Source organism: Microbacterium sp. ProA8, from assembly GCF_039905635.1.
GTDB lineage: Bacteria > Actinomycetota > Actinomycetes > Actinomycetales > Microbacteriaceae > Microbacterium > Microbacterium chionoecetis.
Genome location: NZ_CP157000.1, coordinates 448272 through 469542, shown reverse-complemented (window position 1 = coordinate 469542; position 21271 = coordinate 448272). Strand labels below are relative to the sequence as shown.

At 69.6% G+C, this 21271-nt stretch carries 22 protein-coding genes; 13 read left to right on the top strand and 9 right to left on the bottom strand.

Translation table 11 applies throughout. The annotated features are described in order from the left end of the window. The first annotated feature begins 14 nt into the window (after nucleotides 1-14). The 4 genes from hutU to hutI are packed head-to-tail and all read left to right on the top strand — an operon-like array spanning nucleotide 15 to nucleotide 5327. A complete protein-coding gene (gene hutU, locus ABG085_RS02100; RefSeq protein WP_347977794.1) occupies nucleotides 15-1667 on the top strand; it encodes a urocanate hydratase in 1653 nt (550 codons plus the stop codon). Next, nucleotides 1664-2863, top strand: coding sequence for an allantoate amidohydrolase (locus ABG085_RS02095; RefSeq protein WP_347977793.1), 1200 nt, complete (start codon nucleotides 1664-1666; stop codon nucleotides 2861-2863). Before hutU ends, ABG085_RS02095 begins: the two co-directional genes overlap by 4 nt. Next, the gene (locus tag ABG085_RS02090) at nucleotides 2860-4185 is read left to right on the top strand and encodes a formimidoylglutamate deiminase (protein WP_347977792.1); all 1326 of its coding nucleotides are present in this window, start codon (nucleotides 2860-2862) and stop codon (nucleotides 4183-4185) included. The genes ABG085_RS02095 and ABG085_RS02090 overlap by 4 nt, the downstream gene beginning before the upstream one ends. Next, complete coding sequence (hutI, locus tag ABG085_RS02085) at nucleotides 4182-5327, top strand: imidazolonepropionase (protein ID WP_347977791.1); 1146 nt, start codon at nucleotides 4182-4184, stop codon at nucleotides 5325-5327. The genes ABG085_RS02090 and hutI overlap by 4 nt, the downstream gene beginning before the upstream one ends. On the opposite strand, the gene ABG085_RS02080 is transcribed toward hutI, so the two are convergent. From ABG085_RS02080 to urtA, 9 genes are all read right to left on the bottom strand, one after another. Beyond that, a complete protein-coding gene (locus tag ABG085_RS02080) occupies nucleotides 5305-6285 on the bottom strand; it encodes a hypothetical protein (protein ID WP_347977790.1) in 981 nt (326 codons plus the stop codon). The genes hutI and ABG085_RS02080 overlap by 23 nt on opposite strands. Before the next feature lies 1 nt (nucleotide 6286). Further along, the gene (locus tag ABG085_RS02075) at nucleotides 6287-6871 is read right to left on the bottom strand and encodes a helix-turn-helix domain-containing protein (RefSeq protein WP_347977789.1); all 585 of its coding nucleotides are present in this window, start codon (nucleotides 6869-6871) and stop codon (nucleotides 6287-6289) included. Then, entirely contained in the window at nucleotides 6871-7434 is a 564-nt protein-coding gene (locus tag ABG085_RS02070) for a TetR family transcriptional regulator (RefSeq protein ID WP_347977788.1), read from the bottom strand. Before ABG085_RS02070 ends, ABG085_RS02075 begins: the two co-directional genes overlap by 1 nt. Continuing rightward, a complete protein-coding gene (locus ABG085_RS02065; protein WP_347977787.1) occupies nucleotides 7434-9131 on the bottom strand; it encodes a cytosine permease in 1698 nt (565 codons plus the stop codon). Before ABG085_RS02065 ends, ABG085_RS02070 begins: the two co-directional genes overlap by 1 nt. Before the next feature lie 81 nt (nucleotides 9132-9212). Then, nucleotides 9213-9893 (bottom strand): urea ABC transporter ATP-binding subunit UrtE, encoded by a 681-nt coding sequence (gene urtE, locus ABG085_RS02060; RefSeq protein WP_347977786.1) that lies wholly within the window; start codon nucleotides 9891-9893, stop codon nucleotides 9213-9215. After that, nucleotides 9893-10714 carry an urea ABC transporter ATP-binding protein UrtD gene (urtD, locus tag ABG085_RS02055; protein WP_347977785.1) on the bottom strand — a complete coding sequence of 274 codons (822 nt, stop codon included), beginning with the start codon at nucleotides 10712-10714 and terminating at the stop codon, nucleotides 9893-9895. The genes urtE and urtD overlap by 1 nt, the downstream gene beginning before the upstream one ends. Further along, on the bottom strand, nucleotides 10711-11814 hold the full coding sequence (gene urtC, locus ABG085_RS02050; protein ID WP_347977784.1) for an urea ABC transporter permease subunit UrtC: 1104 nt from the start codon (nucleotides 11812-11814) through the stop codon (nucleotides 10711-10713). Before urtC ends, urtD begins: the two co-directional genes overlap by 4 nt. Next, a complete protein-coding gene (gene urtB, locus ABG085_RS02045) occupies nucleotides 11811-12695 on the bottom strand; it encodes an urea ABC transporter permease subunit UrtB (RefSeq protein ID WP_347977783.1) in 885 nt (294 codons plus the stop codon). The genes urtC and urtB overlap by 4 nt, the downstream gene beginning before the upstream one ends. 91 nt (nucleotides 12696-12786) lie before the next feature. Continuing rightward, a complete protein-coding gene (urtA, locus tag ABG085_RS02040) occupies nucleotides 12787-14088 on the bottom strand; it encodes an urea ABC transporter substrate-binding protein (protein ID WP_347977782.1) in 1302 nt (433 codons plus the stop codon). A gap of 462 nt (nucleotides 14089-14550) precedes the next feature. On the opposite strand from urtA, the gene ABG085_RS02035 reads away from it, so the two are divergent. The 9 genes from ABG085_RS02035 (at nucleotide 14551) to ABG085_RS01995 (ending at nucleotide 21146) form a co-directional block, all read left to right on the top strand. Then, nucleotides 14551-14853 (top strand): urease subunit gamma, encoded by a 303-nt coding sequence (locus ABG085_RS02035; protein WP_347977781.1) that lies wholly within the window; start codon nucleotides 14551-14553, stop codon nucleotides 14851-14853. Nucleotides 14854-14861: 8 nt separating this feature from the next. Then, the gene (gene ureB, locus ABG085_RS02030; protein WP_347977780.1) at nucleotides 14862-15197 is read left to right on the top strand and encodes an urease subunit beta; all 336 of its coding nucleotides are present in this window, start codon (nucleotides 14862-14864) and stop codon (nucleotides 15195-15197) included. Further along, complete coding sequence (locus ABG085_RS02025; protein ID WP_347977779.1) at nucleotides 15197-16900, top strand: urease subunit alpha; 1704 nt, start codon at nucleotides 15197-15199, stop codon at nucleotides 16898-16900. The genes ureB and ABG085_RS02025 overlap by 1 nt, the downstream gene beginning before the upstream one ends. Continuing rightward, nucleotides 16900-17574, top strand: coding sequence for an urease accessory UreF family protein (locus ABG085_RS02020; RefSeq protein WP_347977778.1), 675 nt, complete (start codon nucleotides 16900-16902; stop codon nucleotides 17572-17574). The genes ABG085_RS02025 and ABG085_RS02020 overlap by 1 nt, the downstream gene beginning before the upstream one ends. Next, entirely contained in the window at nucleotides 17567-18349 is a 783-nt protein-coding gene (ureG, locus tag ABG085_RS02015) for an urease accessory protein UreG (RefSeq protein WP_347977777.1), read from the top strand. The genes ABG085_RS02020 and ureG overlap by 8 nt, the downstream gene beginning before the upstream one ends. After that, the gene (locus tag ABG085_RS02010; RefSeq protein WP_347977776.1) at nucleotides 18346-19077 is read left to right on the top strand and encodes an urease accessory protein UreD; all 732 of its coding nucleotides are present in this window, start codon (nucleotides 18346-18348) and stop codon (nucleotides 19075-19077) included. The genes ureG and ABG085_RS02010 overlap by 4 nt, the downstream gene beginning before the upstream one ends. Before the next feature lie 64 nt (nucleotides 19078-19141). Further along, on the top strand, nucleotides 19142-20167 hold the full coding sequence (locus ABG085_RS02005; protein WP_347977775.1) for a HoxN/HupN/NixA family nickel/cobalt transporter: 1026 nt from the start codon (nucleotides 19142-19144) through the stop codon (nucleotides 20165-20167). A gap of 86 nt (nucleotides 20168-20253) precedes the next feature. Continuing rightward, the gene (locus ABG085_RS02000; protein ID WP_347977774.1) at nucleotides 20254-20724 is read left to right on the top strand and encodes an amino acid transporter; all 471 of its coding nucleotides are present in this window, start codon (nucleotides 20254-20256) and stop codon (nucleotides 20722-20724) included. A 104-nt stretch (nucleotides 20725-20828) separates the two neighbouring features. After that, nucleotides 20829-21146, top strand: coding sequence for a hypothetical protein (locus tag ABG085_RS01995; RefSeq protein ID WP_347977773.1), 318 nt, complete (start codon nucleotides 20829-20831; stop codon nucleotides 21144-21146). Nucleotides 21147-21271 lie beyond the last annotated feature (125 nt).

The window sequence follows — 21271 nt, the reverse complement described above, 5'->3', positions numbered from 1 at the left end:
CACGAAGGAATCCCATGTCACGCCAGATCCGCGCCGCTCGCGGCAACACCCTGGTCGCCAAGAGCTGGCAGACCGAAGCGGCCATGCGCATGCTGATGAACAACCTCGACCCCGAGGTCGCCGAGCACCCGGAAGACCTCGTGGTATACGGGGGCACCGGCAGGGCCGCGCGCAGTTGGGAGGCGTACGACGCGATCGTGCGGACGCTCGAGACGCTGGAATCTGATGAGACCCTGCTGGTGCAGTCGGGCAAGCCGGTCGGGGTGTTCCGCACGCACGAGTGGGCGCCGCGCGTGCTGATCGCCAACTCGAATCTGGTGGGCGACTGGGCGAACTGGCCGGAGTTCCGGCGACTCGAAGCGCTCGGACTCACGATGTATGGCCAGATGACCGCGGGGTCGTGGATCTACATCGGCACGCAGGGCATCCTGCAGGGCACGTACGAGACGTTCGCGGCGGTCGCGCGATCACTCGGCCGCGACGACCTCGCCGGCACGCTCACCCTCACCGGCGGTGCGGGGGGCATGGGCGGCGCCCAGCCCCTCGCGGTCACCATGAACGGCGGCGCCGTCCTCGTGGTCGACGTCGACGAGTCGCGCCTCGCGCGGCGCGTCGATCACGGGTACCTCGACGAGTACACCACCGATCTCGACCGCGCACTCGAGCGGGTCCTCGCCGCGAAGGCGGCGGGCGAGGCGCTGTCGGTGGGCCTCGCGGGCAACGCCGCGACCGTCTTCGCCCAGCTCCTCGAGCGCCAGGTCGCGATCGACATCGTCACCGACCAGACGAGTGCCCACGACCCTCTCGCGTACCTTCCCGAGGGCATCCCGTTCGAGGAGTGGAAGGCGGCTGCCGAGGCGGACCCCGAAGGGTTCACCGACCAGTCGCGGCGCAGCATGGCGAAGCAGGTGGAGGCGATGGTCGGATTCCTGGATGCCGGCGCCGCCGTCTTCGACTACGGCAACTCCATCCGCGCCGAGGCCGCCCTCGCCGGCTACGACCGTGCGTTCGCCTTCCCGGGCTTCGTGCCCGCCTACATCCGCCCGCAGTTCGAAGAGGGCCGCGGGCCCTTCCGCTGGGCTGCTCTCTCCGGCGACCCGGCCGACATCGCGGCGACCGACCGTGCGGTGCTCGAGCTCTTCCCCGAAGACAAGGCGCTCGCGCGCTGGATCACGCAGGCGTCCGAGAAGGTGCACTTCGAGGGCCTTCCGGCGCGGATCTGCTGGCTCGGGTACAAGGAGCGTCACCTCGCCGGACTGCGGTTCAACGAGATGGTCGCCGCGGGCGAGCTGTCGGCGCCGATCGTGATCGGCCGCGACCACCTCGACTCCGGTTCGGTGGCATCGCCGTACCGCGAGACCGAGTCGATGAAGGACGGCTCCGACGCCATCGCCGACTGGCCGCTGCTCAACGCCCTTCTCAACACGGCGTCCGGCGCGACCTGGGTGTCGCTGCACCACGGCGGCGGCGTGGGCATCGGCCGCTCCATCCACGCCGGGCAGGTGACGGTCGCCGACGGCACTCCGCTGGCGGCGCAGAAGCTGGAGCGCGTGCTCACGAACGATCCCGGCACCGGCGTCATGCGGCACGTCGACGCGGGCTACGAGCACGCGGCCGACATCGCCCGCGCGCGCGGCCTTCGGGTGCCGATGTGGGAGGGCGAGTGACCGGCTTCGACGCCCTCGATCTGCTCGCCGAGATCGAAGACGTCGGCCGGGACCGGCGGCGAGGCGGGTACTCGCGCCATGTCTTCGACGACGCCGAGCGCGAGCTGCGCGACTGGTTCGTCGAGCGCGCGCAGCGCCTCGGACTGCAGGTGACAGCCGACCGCAACGGCAATCTGTGGGCGTGGTGGGGCGAACCGGGACCCGACGCGTTCGTCACCGGCAGCCACCTCGACTCCGTCCCCGGTGGCGGCGCGCACGATGGACCTCTCGGTGTCGCCAGCGCCCTCGCCGCCGTCGAGCAGCTGAAGGCTGCCGGGTTCGTCCCGTCGCGCCCGCTCGCCGTCGTCGTCTTCGCCGAAGAGGAGGGGTCGCGCTTCGGCCTGGCCTGCCTCGGCTCGCGGCTGCTCGCCGGCGCCGTGACTCCCGACCGACTGCAACAGCTGACGGATGCCGCAGGGCAGCGTTTCGTCGACGTCGCACGCGGCGCCTCCCTCGATGCGCCGGGCTACGACGCCGAGTCGCTCGCGCGCATCGGCGTGTACGTCGAGCTTCACGTCGAGCAGGGCAAGGGACTGATCGACCTCGACGCGCCGGTCGCCGTCGGGTCGTCCATCCTCGAGCACGGACGCTGGCGCATCGACGTGCGCGGCCAGGGCAACCACGCCGGCACGACAGAGATCGCCGACCGCCGCGACCCGATGCTTCCGGCCGCGGCCGCCGTGCTCGCCGCGCGCCGCGCCGCCGCACGCCGCACGGGCTCTCGGGCCACCATCGGCCGACTCGAACCGGTGCCGGGCGGGACGAACGTCATCGCCTCACGGGTGTCGGCGTGGATGGACGTCCGCGCGGATTCCGAGGCCGACACCCGCGACATCGTCGCCGAGGTCCACGCCGCGGTCGCCGAAGCGGCCGCCGCAGAGGGATGCGAGGCATCCGTCATCGAAGAGTCGTACAGCGGCGAAGTGCGCTTCGATCCGCAGCTGCGGGACCGCATCGCCACGACGCTCGGCGGCATTCCGGCGCTGCCCACCGGCGCCGGCCACGATGCGGGGGTGCTCGCGGCGTACGTGCCGACGGCGATGCTCTTCGTCCGCAACCCGTCCGGTGTGTCCCACGCTCCAGAGGAAGGCGCGGACGATGCCGCCGTCCGCGCGGGCGTCGAGGCGCTCGCCCGCACGATCGAGGATCTCGCATGAGGATCTGGATCGACCGCCTGCTCAGGGGAGGCGTCGTCGAGCGCGGCGTGCTGTTCGAGTCGGATGCCGCGGGGTCGGTCGTGACCGAGACCGCCGGCACCGCGGCCCCCGCCGATGCGACGGTGCTCGACCTCGCGGTTCCCGGCTTCGCCAACGCGCACTCGCATGCCTTCCACCGGGCGCTCCGTGGGCGCACCCACGAGTCGGGATCGTTCTGGACGTGGCGCGAGCTCATGTATCGCGCCGCCGGCCGACTGGATCCGACGACGTACCGGGACTTCGCGGTGGCGGTGTTCTCGGAGATGGTCGCAGCGGGATGGACCAGCGTCGGCGAGTTCCACTACGTCCATCACCGTCCGGACGGCACCCCCTACGACGACCACGCGATGGAGATCGCGCTGGCGGATGCCGCAGCCGAGGCGGGCATCCGCCTCGTGCTGCTCGACACCTGCTATCTCGCGGGAGGCATCGGCCGACCGCTCGCCGCGGAGCAGGCGCGCTTCGGCGACGCCGATGCGGGCGCATGGCTGGACCGGTGGCACTCGCTGCGCACCGCGCTCGACGGCAGGTCGGAGCTCGTCACGCTCGGCGCCGCGCTGCACTCGGTGCGGGGTGTCCCGCGCGACGCGCTCGGCCACGTCGCCCGGGAGCTGCCCGGCGACGTGCCGCTGCACATCCATCTGTCGGAGCAGCCAGCCGAGAACGAGGACTGCGTCGCCGCCTACGGGCTGACCCCCACCGAGCTTCTCGCCGAAAAGGGCGTGCTCTCTGCGCGGCTGTCGGTCGTTCACGCGACGCACCTGACCGAGGGCGACATCCGTCTTCTCGGGCAGGCGGGGGTTCACGCGGTGTTCTGCCCGACGACCGAGGCCGACCTCGGAGACGGCATCGGCCGGGCGGTCGAACTGCTGGAGGCCGGGGCGACACTCGCCGTCGGGTCCGATCAGAACGCTGTGGTCGACCCGCTGCTCGAGCTCAGAGGTCTCGAAGCCGGCGAGCGGCTGCGCTCACTCCGCCGCGGACGCATCGCGCCCGAGTCGCTGTGGCGCATCGGCTCCGGGGGCGGCTACGGCTCACTCGGGCTCGCGGAGCCCGCCCGCCTCGGCGGACCGCTCGATCTCGTCGAGCTCGATCCGGTCTCGATCCGCACCGCCGGCAGCAGGATCGAGCAGCTTCCTCTCACCGCGACGGCGGCGGATGTGACGCAGACGATCGTGGGCGGCCGCGTCGTCGTGCACGACGAGGTGGCGGTGGCCGAGCGCCTGCGCCGGTGCATCAGCACGTTGTTTGCCGAGGACGAACGGTTCGAGGAGGACACATGACCAGCGAGCTCGTCACCGGGATCAGCGAACTGACGACGAACGATCCTGAGCGCGGTGGCCTGCTGGGCCGGCTCACGGATGCCGCGATCGTCGTCGAGGCCGGCACGGTCGCGTGGGTGGGGCGCGCGGCCGATGCGCCCGCCGCCGACCGGCGCACCGACCTCGGCGGACGCGCCGTGCTGCCGGGCTGGGTCGACTCGCACACGCACCTCGTCTTCGCCGGTGATCGCTCGGAGGAGTTCGAGTACCGGATGGCCGGCCACGCCTACCAGGCGGGGGGCATCCGCACCACGGTCCGGGCGACGACCGAGGCATCGGATGAGCGCCTCCGCACCGAACTGGCCCTGCGGCGAGCGGTCGCGCGGCGAAGCGGCACGACGTGGATGGAGATCAAGACCGGCTACGGGCTCAGCGTCGCTGACGAGACGCGGCTGGCGCGCCTCGCTGCCGAGGTCACCTCGGACGTGACGTTCCTGGGCGCGCACGTCGTTCCGCCCGATGTGGACGCCGATGATTACGTGGCGCTCGTCGCCGGCGAGATGCTCGACGCGGTGCGGCCGTACTGCACGTGGATCGACGTCTTCTGCGAGCGCGGCGCGTTCGACGCCGACCAGTCGAGGGTCGTCCTGGAGGCCGGCCGGGCCGCCGGGCTCGGACTCCGGGTGCACGGTAATCAGCTGGGCGAGGGCGACGGCGTGCAGCTCGCCGTGGAGCTGGATGCGGCATCCGTGGATCATTGCAACCACCTGAGCGCCCGCGACATCGAGGCACTGGGGTCGTCGAGCACCGTCGCGACGCTGCTGCCGGCGTGCGACCTCAGCACCCGCGAGCCGTTCCCCCCGGCACGTGCACTGCTGGATGCGGGTGCGACGATCGCGCTCGCGAGCAACGGCAATCCGGGGACTTCGAACACGACATCCATGGCGTTCTGCGTCGCCACCGCCGTGCTGCAGATGGGTCTCACCGTCGAGGAGGCGATCTGGGCGGCCACCGCCGGCGGCGCCGCGGCGCTGCGGCGGTCGGACAGCATCGGCGCGATCATCCCCGGCTACCGGGCGCACCTGCACGCGATCGATGCGCCGTCCGTCTCGCACTTCGCCTACCGCCCGGGCATGGACCTCACGTACCGGGTGTGGGGCTGACCGAGAGCCCATGTGCGAGCCCTCCGGGGCCCGTCGTCACGACCTCGACGCCGCGGAGTGAGCGGAGCGCGGCCGGGTCGTCGACCTCCTCCACGTTGTCCAGGCGGAGCTCACGGAGCGCTGCGAGAGACGAGAGTGCCGCACACCCCGTCAGACGCCGGATGTCGGCCAAGCTCACCTTCTGCAGGTGCTTGAGGTCTGAGAGAGCACCGATGTCGAGCTGTCGCGGGCCTTGCACGTCGAGCTCACGCAGACCTGGGGCTGTGCCGACCACGTCGAGGGCGGTGAGGCCGGTGGCACCGTGGAGTGCGAGGCTCTTGAGCTCAGGAGGCACGCGCTCCAAACGCCCTGCGTCGACCTCTCCGAGGTACAGCTCTCGCACGGCGGGCAGCGCAGTCACCGACTCGCGCCCCCGCAATTCGCCCTCGTAGAACGTCAGGCCTCTCAGCCTCGACAAGTCGACGTCGTCACCGCCTGCCGCGATCAGCGAAAGGTGAGACAAGGCGGTCAGGTCGCCGATGCGAGCGGCGTTCACGGGACCGTATATCCACAGCCCGCGCAGGTGCGGGAACCACTGGAGGAATTCCAGGTCCCGGTGCTCGCGGGGCACACGCCGCAACGCGAGCCCGAGCCCCTCGGAGATGATCCGGTCCGCTTCTGCGCGGGTGGGGATGCGGCGATCGAACTCCACGTATCGCGGGCCGCCCGGTGTGAGTGGTTCCGCGATGTCCAGCGGCTCGGCGATCGGGGCACTGGATGCGCTCATCCCGGACGGCGACGGGTACTTGCGTCCCCGCCGGCGATAGTCGACCCAACCTGCGGAGAGGAAGATGCCGAGACTCATGGCCAGCGCGACGACGACGTTCAGCCACCCGTACCCCATCGCGAACACGATCACGGGGATGCCCAGCGCGACGTAGGGATACGGGGTCGGAACCAGCCAGCGGAGGAAGGTCATGTCAGTCTTGGGGCTCACTGCCGCGATCGCGGATCGGATCCAGGATCGCCTCCGCGGCCCAGCCCGCTGCGTCGGCGATGTCACGACCGCTCATGTCGAGCTCTCGCCTCATCGTCACCCAGGTCGCCGAGGAGTCGAGGTGGCACAGTGCCGCGACGACGGCGCGGCGCTCCTCGTCGCCGAGCGACGGGACCTCCCGGAGCAGCAGGGCGTCGAACTCTGCGCGCTGCGGCGACGGATCGGCGCCGTTCACCCCGCGCATCGCGGTCTCGGCGACCACGTGGGCCAGTTCGGGGCGCCGTTCGTATGCCTCCATCGCCTCGCGGATCGCGAGCGGGACGTCGAAGATCGAGCCGGACTCCGCGCGGGTGAAGATCGTTCGCTCGATCCACGTCGACGTCGCGAGCAGGAGGTCCGCACGTGTCGGGTAGTAGCGGAAGACGGTGCGCTCGCCGACCCCCGCGCGCAGCGCGATCACGCGGAAGGAGACGTCATCGGTGCCGACCTCCTCGATGAGTTCCGCGTAGGCGGAGAGGATCGACGCCTGCGTCGCGGAGAGCTCGGATGCCGGCGCGTGCGCCGCCACTACGCCGTCCTCTTCGCCTTGACCGCGACGGGGAGGATCCGGTCCGCGGCGAGGTCGAACACGTCGAAGGCCTCGTCCGCGCTCATCTCGAACCCGGTCCGCATGCGCGCCCAGAACAGCGCAGATGCGAAGTACCGCAGGGTCGCGGTCACCCGCTGGGCGTCGCGCCGGTTGAGGTCCGGCGCTGCCGACTCGAGCATCGCCACGATGGCGTCGGTGAGAGGGCCGGCCGATTCCCCGCCGATCGGCGAGAGTGCCGCACCCCGTGCCGCGACGAACGCGTATGCCGGCTCGGCCTCGTACGCGCGCAACCTCAGGCGGACGACTTCGCGGAACTCGGCCCCGGTGCGGAACTCCGCGACCGGGAAGTGCTCCGCCTCGATCCAGCGTCCGAGCGCTTCCAGCAGGTGGGACCTGGTCGGGAATCGCCGGTAGATCGTCCGCTCGGAGACATCGGCGATCTCGGCGAGTTCGAGGTACGAGATGTCCTCGAACGTGCGCTGGCGCAGCAGCAGTGCGGCGCTCGAGAGGATCGCAGACGGGGTGTCTACGGCCTCATCCATCACAGCATCCTTCCCCGTCCATACCGATCGGGCACCGCCGGCTCCGGCGGCAGGACGTACCGGTCGGATTCGTCCAGCGCCAGCGCCAGAGAGGAGACGAACTGCACCTCACCTCGCGGCCCCGGTTCGGCCGAGGCCAGCATATCCGGCCGCTCGAAGGTATAGCCGGTGACATGGCAGCGCAGCCGGTCGCCCGACGGGTTGCCGTCGCCATCGAGGATCGGGGTCGGGATGCCGTCGGAGGCACGTCTGAGGTAGTACCGGCCGCGCGTGAGAATCGCCATCAGGGGTGTGGCGATGGCGGCGACCGCGATCGCGATGAGGACGGAGAACGGCTTCATCTCCGGGCCGAACATCCCCGCGAAGCACAGCAGCGAGAGCAGAGACGCCAGCCCGACCGAGACGAGCCCGACCGGATTCCAGTCGTGGAGCATCCCGCGACGGAACTCGGGGAACCGCGGCGAGAGGCCGAGCAGGTGCTTGTTGATCGCGATGTCGGCCGAGATGGTGACGAGCCAGGCCATCACGACGTTCGCGTACAGGCTCAGCACGAACGAGATGAGGCTGAAGACGTCGAGCAGCATGAGGGCGAGGGCGATCACGAGATTGAAGAGCACGAAGACGGTGCGGCCGGGGTAGCGCTTCTTGACCCGCGTGTAGACGTTCGACCAGGCGAGCGAGCCGGAGTACGCGTTCGTCACGTTGATCTTGACCTGCGCGATGACGATGAGGATCAGCGCGAGCGCGAGAGCCACCCAGTCCGGCAGCAGCGAGCGGTACATGCCGAGGAACTGCTTCACGGGTTCCACGGCGCGGTCGGTGAGGGACGGGTCGACCTTCGTCACCAGGTAGACGGCGAGGAAGAGCCCGATCACCTGCTTCGTCCCGCTGAAGATCACCCAGCCCGGTCCGCTGAAGACGAAGGCCGCCCACCACGACGTCGAGTTGGCCGCGGTCCGTGGCGGCATCACCCGGATGTAGTCGATCTGCTCGGCGAGCTGCGGCGTCAAGGCGAAGCACACCGCGGCGCTCGCGACGACGGCGCTGAAGCTGACCGAGCCGTCGGAGGCGCCGGTGAACTCCAGGAACTCGGTCACCGCGTCGGGCTGAGTGAACACGACCCAGATGAGCGGGACGAGCGCCAGAGCGAGCCAGAGGGGCGTCGTCCAGAACTGCAGCCGCTCCAGGGCGCGCATGCCGAAGATGACGATGGGGATGACAACCACGGTGGAGATCACGTAGCCGAGCGGCAGCGGAATGCCGACGGCCACCTCCAGGCCCTGAGCCATGATCGCGCCTTCGAGCGCGAAGAAGATGCAGGTGAAGCCGGCGAACACCACGGTCGTGATGATCGAGCCGTAGTAGCCGAATCCCGAGCCGCGAGCGATGAGGTCGAGGTCCAGGTTGTAGCGCGCGGCGTAGAACGCGACCGGGAAACCGACCAGGAAGATGATCACGGAGGCGAGCAGGATGCCGAGCACGGCGTTCGTCGTGCCATGCTCGAGGCCGATCGCCGCGCCGATCGAGAAGTCAGCGAGGAAGGCGATCGAGCCGAGAGCGGTGCCCCCGACCGACAGTGCGCTCCAGCGACGGAACGAGCGCGGCACGTACCGGAAGGCGTAGTCCTCGAGGCTGTCTTCGGCGGCGGCGCGCGCGTCCCCGCCACGTTCCACGGCCCTCACGCCGGGTGCCACCATTGTCACCTCCCGCACGTCCACGATGTCTGGATCATGCCGGAGGCGTGTTTCGTCCGCGTTGCCGCAGCGAATCGATCTGGATCAGATCGCCATCGCGTGGCGCACGGTGTCGATGGCGGCCGCTCCCCCGTCGCCCGTCATGGTGATCCGGCCGGACTGCAGCACGTAGAAGGTGTCGGTGGAACGCAGTGCGAATCCGACGTGCTGCTCGACGAGGAGCACGGACAGGTCGCCGCGCCGGGTGAGGTCGATGATGACGCGCTCGATGTCGGCGACGATGTTCGGCTGGATGCCCTCCGTCGGCTCGTCCAGCACAAGAAGCTTGGGCTTGGTGAGCAGCGTGCGCGCGATCGCGAGCTGCTGTCGCTGACCTCCGGAGAGCAGACCGGCACGCCGGCCCAGCAGCTCCTTGAGAACCGGGAAGAGGTCGAACACCTCGTCGATGTCGGACTGGCGCCTCGCCACCAGCTGCAGGTTCTCGAGCGTCGTCATCTGCGGGAACGACTGCTGCCCCTGCGGGACGTAGCCGAGCCCTCTCTGCACCCGCTTGGAGGGCGGCATCCGTGTGACGTCCTCGCCGTCGATGAGGACGCGACCGGTCATCACCGGGATCAGTCCGGTGGCGACGCGGAGGAGCGACGTCTTGCCGGCGCCGTTGTGCCCCATGACCGAGACAGCCTGCCCCTGCGGAATGCGCACCGTGACATCGTGGAGCACCTTGGTGCGGCCGTACCCGGCCGTGACCCCTGTGATCTCGAGCATCAGTGACCTCCTTCGCCTTCCGCGGCCGCATCGGCAGCCGATCCGAGGTAGACCTCCTGGACGCGCTTGTCGGCCTGAACCTGCTCGACCGTGCCCGCGGTCAGCAGCTTGCCGGTGTGCATCACGGTCACCCATTCGGCGTAGCTGCGCACGAAGTCCATGTCGTGCTCGATGACGATGATGGTGCGCTCGTCGCCGATGCGACGCAGCAGCTGTCCGGTCTCGTCCCGCTCGTCGGCGTTCATGCCGGCGACGGGTTCATCGAGGAACATCACCTGCGCGTCCTGCACGAGCAGCATCCCGATCTCGAGCCACTGCTTCTGGCCGTGGGCGAGGATGCCGGCCGGCTTGTCTCGCAGGTCGCTCAGTCCGATCGTCTCCAGCGCCGACTCGACGTAGTCGGGAACCCCGCGGCGGATGAGCGGAAGCCCCCACGCCTTGCGGTGCAGCCCGCCGGCGATGTCGAGATTCTGCAGCACCGAGAGCTCGTCGAAGACGGCCGCGGTCTGGAACGTGCGGCCGACTCCCGCCCGGATGATCTTGTTCGTCTTCATCGACAGCAGGTTCATGCCGTTGTAGACCGCTGTCCCCGTCGACGGGACAAGTCCGGTCAGCGCGTCGACGAGCGTCGTCTTCCCCGCACCGTTCGGGCCGATCAGGAAGTGCACCTGGCCCTTGAGCATCAGCAGGCTGACGTCGTCGACGGCCTTGAACCCGTCGAAGGTCACCGTGAGATTGGACACGTTCACGGATGTCTCGGGCTCCGGCGCCAGCAGCTCGCCCGATCGGGTGGCCGCACCGGCCGCTCCCTCAGCGCTCATGCCGACACCTCCGGCTCAGCGCGCGCTCGCAGCACGGGCTTTTCGGCCCTGCCGCGCACCACGACGGTCTTCATCCTGCCGAACAGCGAGGACAATCCGTTCGGCAGGAAGAGGGTCACCAGGATGAACACCAGGCCGAGGATGTAGATCCATCCCTCGGGCCAGCTCGAGGCGAGGCTCGACTGTCCCCACCCGATCGCCATCGCACCCAGCACCGGGCCGAAGAGGGAGGCCCGGCCTCCCAGTGCCACGCCGGCGATCATCAGGATGGATGCCGAGGCCCCGATCTCTTGCGGAGTGATGATGCCGACGAGCGGGACGAACATGGCCCCGCCGATGCTGGCCATCACCGCCGCGATGACGAAGGCGACGAGCTTGATGTTCGCGGGGTCGTAGCCGAGGAAGCGGACGCGGTCCTCGGCATCCCGCGTCGCGAGCAGCAGCTCACCGAACCGGCTGCGATACAGCTGCCACGCCACCAGCATGCACACGATGAGGAGCCCAGCCGTGATCATGTAGATCATCATCTTGTTCGCGTCGTCGTTCAGGACGTACCCGAAGAAGTACTTGAAGCCGCTCAGTCCTGTGTCGCCGCCGGTCTCGCGGATCGTCGAGCTGATGAAGACGGCGAGCGCCACCGCGAGCGCCTGGGTGAGGATCGCGAAGTACGCGCCCTTCACCCGGCGTTTGAAGAGCGCGTAGCCCAGCACGCCCGCCACGATCACCGGTAGCAGGACGATCGCCAGCACTGTGAACCACTCGCTGCGGAACGGCTCCCAGAACACGGGAACCGGCGCGAGCGGGTCGTACAGGATCATGAACGTCGGCGTCGCACCAGGTCCCGACGACTCCAGGGTGAGATGCATCGCCATCGCGTACGCACCGAGCCCGAAGAAGACGCCCTGACCCATCACGAGCATGCCGCCGCGTCCCCAGGCGAGGCCGATGCCGACGGCCACGATCGCCCACGCGCAGTACTTGCCGAGGTTGCCGACCCAGTGCATCGACAGCACCGCCGGAGCGACGGCGAGCAGCAGGATCGCGAACACGCCGATGCCGATGAGGGACGCCCACGGCTTCATCTTGGTGAGCATGGTCATGCGAGCCCCCTCGTGCGGACGGTGAACAGGCCCTGGGGGCGGATCTGCAGGAAGATCACGACCAGGATGAAGGCGAGCACCTGTGCGAGGCTGCCCGTCGTCCAGTCGGCGAAGAGCGCCATGGCGATCCCGATGCCCAGTGCCGCGATGACGGTGCCCTTGATCTGCCCGATGCCGCCGACGACCACCACCAGGAACGCCGGAATGATGTACTGGACGCCCATCTGGGAGTTCGTGCCGCCGATGAGGGAGGCTGCCACGCCGGCCACCCCGGCAAGCCCCGACCCGACGAAGAACGTGAGACGGTCGACCCGGCGGGTGCGGATGCCGACCGTCTCGGCGAGGTCGCGATTCTGGACGGTCGCACGGATGCGGCGACCGAAGGACGTGAACTTGAGCCAGGCGGCCAGGATCGCGACGCAGACTCCCGCGAGTGCGATGGTGAACGCCTGGCGGAGGGGCCACGCGTAGCCGAAGACGTCGATCTGGCCCTGGAGCCACCCGGGGTTCTCCACCGGGACGCCCTGGGCGGGGAAGATCTGGAGCGCGGCCTGCTGCAGGATCAGCGCCACGCCGACCGTGACGAGCAGGGTGTCGAGAGGTCTGCGATACATCCACTGGATGATGCTCACCTCCAGCAGCAGCCCGAGGAGGCCGGCGATGAGGAAGGCCAGGGGCAGCGCCACCGGGATGGAGATGTTGCTGTCGGGGATGACGAGCTGGGTCAGGTAGGCGACGAAGGCTCCGGCCATGATGAACTCGCCGTGCGCCATGTTGATCACCCCCATCTGACCGAAGGTGAGCGTGAGGCCGAGGGCGGCCAGCAGCAGCAGCGCACCCAGTGCGGTGCCGTTCAGCAGCGGCGGTATGAGTGCATCCATGTGCGGTCTCCCTTCTGTGCGGATCGAGATGTGAGGACGGTGCGCGGGGTCCCGTGCCGTGAGGGGCACGGGACCCCGCGTCAGTGCAGGCTCAGCCCGCGGCGGCGACGAGCGACTTGCGGATGTCCTCGGGGAACCAGTCGTAGCCGTAGAGGTACGGGTCGGGTTCGATGAACTCGTCGGACTCCCAGACGATGTCGAACTGGTTCTCGGCGTTGATCTTGCCGATGTGACCCGGCTTCGAGATGTGATGGCTCTCACCGTCGAGCGTGACGACGCCCTCCGGCGCGTCCACGGTGATCCCGCCTTCCGCGGCGGCTTCGTTCACCGCGTCGACATCGAAGGATCCCGCCTTCTCGACCAGCTCCTTGTAGAGGTACATCGAGATGTACGCGGCCTCCATCGGGTCGGACGTCACACCGCTGCTGCCCGGGTAGGCCTTCCAGGCCTCGATGAACGCCGGGTTGTTCGGTGTGTCGAGCGACTGGAAGTAGTTCCACGATGCGTAGTTGCCGGTGACCTCGTGCCCCATCGCCGGCGCCTCTTCCTCGGCGATCGACACCGAGATGATCGGGGTGGTCTCGGGGGTGAGGCCCGCCTCGTAGTAGGCCTTCACGAAGCCGACGTTCGAAGACCCGTTGATGGTGTTGAAGACGAAGTCGGGCTCGGCCTCGACGATCTTCGCCACCTGTGTGGTCCAGTCGTCCTTGTCGAGCGGCACGTACTCCTCACCGACGATCTCGATGCCGAGCTCAGCGGCGTACAGCTTGATGATGGCGTTCGCCGTGCGCGGGAAGACGTAGTCCGAACCCGCCAGGAACAGCTTCTCGACCCCCTGGGCCGCGAGGAAGTCCATCGCCGGGATGATCTGCTGGTTGGTCGTCGCGCCCGTGTAGTAAATGTTGGGCGACGACTCGAGGCCCTCGTACTGCACGGGGTAGAAGAACAGTCCGTTGTGCTCCTCGACGACCGGCTTGACGGCCTTGCGCGAGGACGAGGTCCAGCCGCCGAAGATCGCGGCGACGCAGTCCTGGGTGAGCAGCTTCTCCGTCTTCTCGGCGAAGGTCGGCCAGTCGGTGGCGCCGTCCTCCTGGACGTACTCGATCTGCTTGCCGAGGATGCCGCCGTCGGCGTTGATCTCGTCCGCCGCCATGTGCAGGACGTTGGACACCGTCTTCTCCGAGATGGCCATTCCCCCGGTGAGGGAGTTCAGGAAGCCGAGCTTGATGGTGTCGCCGGAGGTGTCGACGCAGCTGGCTGCGGCCGACTCCGATTCGGCCGGGGCGGCGTCGCCGGCGCGACTGCCGCAGCCGGAGAGAACCAGCGCGGCGCTCGTCGCGAGCGCCCCCGCTGCCAGGATCGCCCTGAGGCGCTTCCTGCTCGTTGTGATCATGCTGTGCTCCGTTTCGTGAATGCAGGGTGCGAGTTGCGGAACGGCGGGCGACCGGCGCACGAACCGCCCGCGAGGCGGATCCGTCTGGATGCGCCGGCTCGCCGGGTCAGGCATTGCTCGTGGTGCTTGTCGGGCGGATCGTCACACTCACGGCGATCCGGCCCTCTCCTCGCCGACGGCAGGAATCCGTCGACTGCTGTGGGTGCTCCCACGATGGGGCTACGGCATTACATTGCCATTGCTCGCATATATCGGGCGTGTAAACAGTCGCCCGGCCGATTGCGCGTTCCGGCCAGGAAACACGGGCGAGTACCGCTCATCATCCGGATCAGCGCGCGCGCAGCCGGTGAAAGTTGATGGCAGACTTCTGACACCTGGCGGCGGCGCAGAGGTCGCAGTCGGTGTCAGCGAACCGGCAGCAGATGCGGCGGTTCGCCCGGATCGACGACGGACGGAGCTCGGATGCACCTGTCTCCTGCAGACACGGAGAAGCTGCTGCTGGCGGTCGCGGGAATGGTGGCGCGGGACCGGAAGGAGCGCGGGGTCAAGCTCAACCACCCCGAAGCCGTCGCGCTGCTGTCCACCTGGGTGATCGAGCGCGCTCGCGACGGCGCGGAAGTGGCCCAGCTGATGACCGAGGGCCGCGCCGTCCTCAGCCGCGGCGATGTGATGGACGGCGTGGCCGACATGCTCGCGGACGTGCAGGTCGAGGCGACGTTCCCCGACGGGCGCAAGCTCGTCACCCTTCACCACCCGATCGATTGAGGACTGCCATGGCATCAGGATCAGCATCCGGACCCGGCGCCATCCGGGTCCGGCCCGGATGGCTCGAACTCAACGCGGATCGCGCCGACGACGAGCGCCTCGAGCTCGTGATCCTCAACACCGGCGATCGGCCCGTGCAGATCGGCTCGCACATCCACCTGCCCGACGTGAACGCGGCGCTCGAGTTCGACCGCTCCGCGGCCGAGGGGTTCCGGCTGGACATCCCCTCGGGGACGTCCGAGCGGTTCGAGCCCGGCGCGTCCAAGCGCGTCGCCGCGGTGACCCTGCGCGGACACCGACGGGTTCCCGGCATCCAGCGGCGCTCGACCGAGGGAGCCCGCTGATGGTGCGCATCGACCGGGAGCGGTACGCGCGGATCTACGGCCCGACCACCGGCGACCAGGTACGCCTCGGCGACACCGATCTGTGGATCGAACTCGAGGACGACCTCACCGTCGGCGGCGAGGAGGCGATCTTCGGCGGCGGCAAGTCGATCCGCGAGTCCATGGCGCAGAGCACCCTGTCGCGGGCCGACGGAGCGCTCGACACGGTCATCACCAACGCGGTGATCCTCGACTGGTGGGGCGTCGTCCGCGCCGATGTCGGCATCCGTGACGGCCGCATCGCCGGCATCGGCCGCGCGGGCAACCCCGACATCGCCGACGGCGTCGACCCCCGGCTCGTCATCGGACCGTCGACCGATGTGATCTCGGGCGAAGGCAAGATCCTCACCGCGGGGGCGATCGATTCCCACGTCCATCTTCTCTCGCCCTCGCAGATCCACGAGGCGCTGGCGACCGGCGTCACGACGATCGTCGGTGGCGGGACGGGGCCGTCGGAGGGCTCGAAGGCGACGACCGTGACCCCGGGCGCCTGGCATCTCGAGCAGATGCACCGGTCGCTCGACGCGCTCCCGGTGAACGTGCTGCTGCTCGGCAAGGGCAACACCGTCTCGGCCGCGGCGTTCGAGGAGCAGGCGCTCGCCGGCGCCGCCGGCTACAAGGTGCACGAAGACTGGGGCTCCACGCCGGCGGCGATCGATGCCAGCCTCCGCGCGGCCGAGGAGTGGGGCCTGCAGGTCGCCCTGCACAGCGACTCGCTCAACGAGGCCGGGTTCGTCGAGTCGACGATCTCGGCGATCGCGGGGCGCAGCATCCACGCCTTCCATGTCGAAGGAGCGGGCGGCGGCCACGCCCCCGACATCCTGTCGATCGCGAGCCTGCCGTACGTCATCCCCGGTTCGACGAACCCGACCCTGCCGCACACGGTGAACACGGTCGCCGAGCATCTCGACATGCTGATGGTCTGCCACCACCTCAACCCCGGAGTGCCCGAGGATCTCGCGTTCGCCGAGTCCCGCATCCGGGCGACCACCATCGCCGCGGAAGACATCCTCCACGACATGGGCGCCATCTCGATCACATCCTCCGACGCCCAGGCGATGGGCCGCATCGGCGAAGTGGTGACGCGCACCTGGCAGGTCGCCCACGTGATGAAGGCTCGTCGCGGCCCTCTCGGCGGAGGGCTGCCCGCCGACAACGAGCGCGCCCGCCGGTACGTGGCCAAGTACACCGTCAACCCCGCGATCGCGCATGGCATCGACGGCGAGGTCGGTTCGATCGAGGTCGGCAAGCTGGCCGACCTCGTGCTCTGGGACCCGCGCTTCTTCGGATTCCGCCCCAGCGTCGTCATCAAGGGCGGCGGGCTCGTGTGGGGGGCGCTCGGCGATCCGAACGCCTCGATTCCGACGCCGCAGCCGGTGCTGATGCGCCCGTCGTTCGCGGACGCGATCGGCGGCTCGCTCTCGGTGTCGTTCGTCGCGCCGGCGGCACTGGACGCGGGGATCGAGGAGCGGCTGGGGCTCACGCGCCGCCTGCTGCCGCTGGCGTCGACGCGGGGGGTGGGCAAGGCCGACATGCGCAACAACGACGCGCTCCCCCGGATCGACATCCAGCCCGACACCTTCGACATCACCATCGACGGCGACCGCGTCGAGCCGGCACCCGCAGCGCGGTTGCCGCTCGCCCAGCTCTACCAGCTGTTCTGATGCCGACGCTCGCCGCTTCCACCGCCGCCATGCTCCTGGCCGACGCGCGCCTGCCGTCGGGCGGTCACACGCATTCGGCCGGGGTGGAACCGGCGGTGACGGCGGGAGTGCGCCCTGCCGATCTTCCGGCACTGCTGCGCGGCAGAGCCTCCACCACCACGCTCGTCGAGGCGGGCACTGCTGTGGTCGCGCGCCATGCGCGGCTCGAGGGCGGCGACCTCGATGCCGTCGAGGCCGCGTGGGCGGCACGCACCCCCAGCCGGGCGCAGCGGGATGCCGCACGGGTGCTCGCGCGCGGCTACCTGCGTGTCGGCGGGGCGCTGCTGCCCGGAGACGAGGCCCTCGCCGCGTGGCGGCGCCGACCGACACCGCCCCCGCGACCGTGCGTGCTGGGCGTCATCGGCGCAGGGCTCGCCCTGTCGCCGCTGGAGCTCGCGCGACTCGTCGTGTACGAGGACATGCAGGCGGCCGCCGCCGCTGTGCTCAAGCTCGAGCCGTGCGATCCCCTCGACCTCGTCACGCTGGTCGTCGAGCTCTGCAGCGGTGTCGAAGACCGCGTGAGCGAGATCTCCACCATCACCGACCCCGCCGACATCCCGGCGCTCACCGCACCTCAATCCGAAGCGTGGGCGGAGGCCCACGCCCGATCCACCAGGAGGCTCTTCCGTGCCTGATTCCCCCGCATCCCGCGCTCTGCGCCTCGGCGTCGCCGGCCCCGTCGGCACCGGCAAGTCGTCCCTCATCGCGACGATCTGCCGCGCGCTCGCCGACGAGATCCGCATCGGCGTCATCACCAACGACATCTACACCGATGAGGATGCCCGCTTCCTCCGGTCGGCCGGCGTGCTCGAGCCCGAGCGCATCGTCGCCGTCGAGACCGGCGCGTGCCCGCATACGGCGATCCGCGACGACGTCACCGCGAACCTGTTCGCGGCCGAAGACCTGGAGCGGATGTTCGCACCGCTGGACATGGTGGTGATCGAGTCGGGGGGCGACAACTTGACCGCCACCTTCTCGCCGGCGCTGGTCGACGCGCAGATCTTCGTGCTCGACGTGGCCGGCGGCGGAGATGTCGCCCGCAAGGGCGGACCCGGGATCGGCCGCGCCGACCTGCTGGTGGTGAACAAGACGGACCTCGCGCCCTACGTAGGGGTGGACGTCCCGCAGATGGTCGCCGACGCCACCGACGCGCGCGACGGGCGGCCGGTGCTCGCCCTCTCGCGCACCGATGCGCTGTCGGTGGCCGAGCTGCGCCGGTGGGTGCTCGCCGTACTCGCCGCGCACCGATCCGGCGTGCACGTGCCCCAGGATCCGGGGCCCATGGCGCCGCACTTCCACGCCGACGAGGAGGGCAACGGCTACCTGCACACCCACGAAGAGGGGGCGGACGCGCACGCCGGAGGGCCGGGCGAGGGCGCACACAGCCACGCCGCTCACGCCCACCCGTGAGCGCCACCGTCGTCGACGTCTCGCCACGCGGCGAGCGCGTGTCGTGCGTGCTCGCGGGCGACTTCGTCATCCCCCGGCTGGTCCGGCGGGAGGGACGCTCCGTCGAGGTGGCGCTGGTCGCCGGGCGCGCCATGCTCCTGCCCGGCGACGCCGTGCGCATCGAGATCAGCGTCGGTGAGGGATGCACGCTGCGCCTCGTCGACGTCGGTGGCCTCGTCGTATACGGCCGGCCCGGCGAGACGGGAGAGCCGTCTCACTGGCACGCTCGCATCGATCTGGCCGAAGGGGCGCACCTCGGCTGGCAGGGGCTTCCGACGGTGATCACGGATGCCGGTCATCTGACGCGATCGCTCACGGTCAGACTCGCTGCCGACTCGTCGGCGACGCTGCGCGAGACGCTGGTGCTCGGCCGCTCCGGGGAACGCGGGGGCCGTGTCACGACCGAGACGGATGCCGCGGATGCCATCGGGCCGATTCTGCGGGACAGGCTCGAGGTCAACGGGGCGGAGCCCGTGCCGGGCGTGCTCGGAACGGACCGCATCGTGGACAGCATCCTCGCCCTCGGCGACCGCTCCGGCCTCGCCGACGTCCCGGGTGCAGCGCGCCTGGACTTCGAACGCGGGGGCGCGATGCTGCGCTATCTGGGCGAGGCGCTTCACCAGAGCCCGTTCGAGGGCGCGGGCATGGGCGCCGTCCTGCTCGAGCCGCGGCCGGCGGCGGTCTTCTGAGCGGCCGGCCGGCAGCCGGCATCCTGATCCACCGCCATCGAATCCCACCCGGAACGGAGCACAGATGAACCGCGTGACCCCGACAGCACGACGCGTGCTGATCACGATCGCTGTACTGCTCATCGTCGGCTGGGCGCTCTTCGCCGGTGTGGTGCTGCCCGGCGACTATCAGGCGGGTACCACGACGTTCGGGATCGGCCTCGCCCTGACGGCTTTCGTGCTGGGCATGCGTCACGCCTTCGATGCGGATCACATCGCCGCGATCGACAACACCAGCCGCAAGCTCGTCGCGGACGGACAGGATCCCTCGAGCGTCGGTCTGTGGTTCGCGCTCGGACATTCCACCGTGGTGCTGGTCGCCGTCGGTCTCGTCACAGCCGGAGTCGGCGCGTTGACGTCGCAGATCGGCGTCGACGAGTCGCCCCTGACGATCTTCACCGGAGTCTGGGGACCGACGTTTTCGAGCCTGTTCCTGCTGGCCCTGGCCGCGGTGAACCTCACGATCCTCATCCGCCTCTTCGGCCGCGAGCGGCGCGGCGCTGCCGGCGACGGTCACCGCCCGGTGACCGGCGGGGTGGTCTCGGCGCTCATCGCGCGGACGTCCGCGACGCTGGATGCCCCCTGGAGGATGTTCGTCGTCGGCCTGCTCTTCGGCCTCGGATTCGACACGGCATCAACGATCGCGCTGCTCCTGATCGCGGGCGGCGCGGGCATCGTGATGCCCTGGTACGCGGCGATGGTGCTGCCCCTGCTGTTCACGGCCGGCATGGTGATGTGCGACGGGCTCAACAGCATCATCACGGCGAGGATCTACCGCTGGTCAGCGGACCATCCCGAACGGCGGAGCCGGTACAACGCCACGCTCATCTCGATCTCCGTCGCTGTCGCCTTCACCGTCGGCACCGTCGGCCTGTGCGGCGTGCTCGTCGACGCGGCCGGCGTGCGCTGGGCCCCCGTGGAAGCCATCGCCGCGACGAACCTCGATTCGTTCGGACTGATCATCGTCGCAGTGCTCCTGCTGGCGTGGTTCACCAGCTGGGTCTTCGCCCGCTTGCAGCGCACACCCTCCGTCTCCGCGCGACGATCATGACGCTCAGGGGGTGGGACCTCGACCCCGGCCGGCCGGCATGCGCACGGGCAGGCACGCAGTGACGGATGGTGCGAGAAGCTAGAGCCGTGGAGAGCAGCCAGGTCGTCGATCTGTTTCGGGCGTTCGCGGCCGCGGAGCTGAGAGTGTGGCTGGCCGGCGGCTGGGCCGTGGATGCCATCGTGGGACGTCAGACGAGAGCGCACGGCGACATGGACGTGGCGGTGGATACGCAGGACCTGCCGGGGCTTCTCGAACTGCTCGGAGACCGGAGTTTCGTCGTGACGATCGACTGGGCGCCTTCTCGTCTGGAACTCACGGCCCCCGACGGTCAAGCCGTCGACGTGCATCCCGTGGCATTCGCCGAAGACGGCAGCGGAGAGCAGGCGGGTCTGGGCGGCGACAGCTTCCACTACGCGTCGGACGGATTCGCCACGGGCACGATCGACGGCTCGGTGATCCCTTGCCTCTCCGTCGCCCAGCAGCTGCGCTTCCGCGAGGGGTACGAGCTTCGCTCCGCGGACATCCACGACCTCGAGCTGCTGCGGAAGCGCCGCTAGCGATCGTTCAGCGGGGCGAGGTGTGCCGACGGCTGGCGGGATTCGCGTGGTACCTGTCGGACCACCCGGGTGCGCGGCATCCGGATTCCGCGCACAATAGCGGCATGACTGGGCAGAGGAGCATCGTCCGGATGTGGCGCGGCAGTGTGCGGAGTGAGGATGTCGACGAGTACGTCGCCTACATCGAGCGCACCGGCATGACGGAATATCGCGAGACGCCCGGCAACCTCGATGCATGGATGCTGACGCGCGACCTCGGCGACGGCACCACCGAGATCGTGACGGTCTCGCGCTGGGAGAGCCTGGAGGCGATCACGGGCTTCGCGGGCGCGGACATCGACACCGCCGTCTACTACCCCGAGGATGATCGGTTCCTCGTCGAACGCGACGACATCGTGCGTCATTGGACCCAGGTGTCGTAGACCCGAGTCGCAGGCCGGATGCAGCCCAGCCCCCGACTGCCCGCAGTCGCGGGCGCATCGGAGGCAGCCTTGGCGAGCGGACGGATGCTGGTCGCAACGGCTCGCGGCGACCAGCATCCATTCCG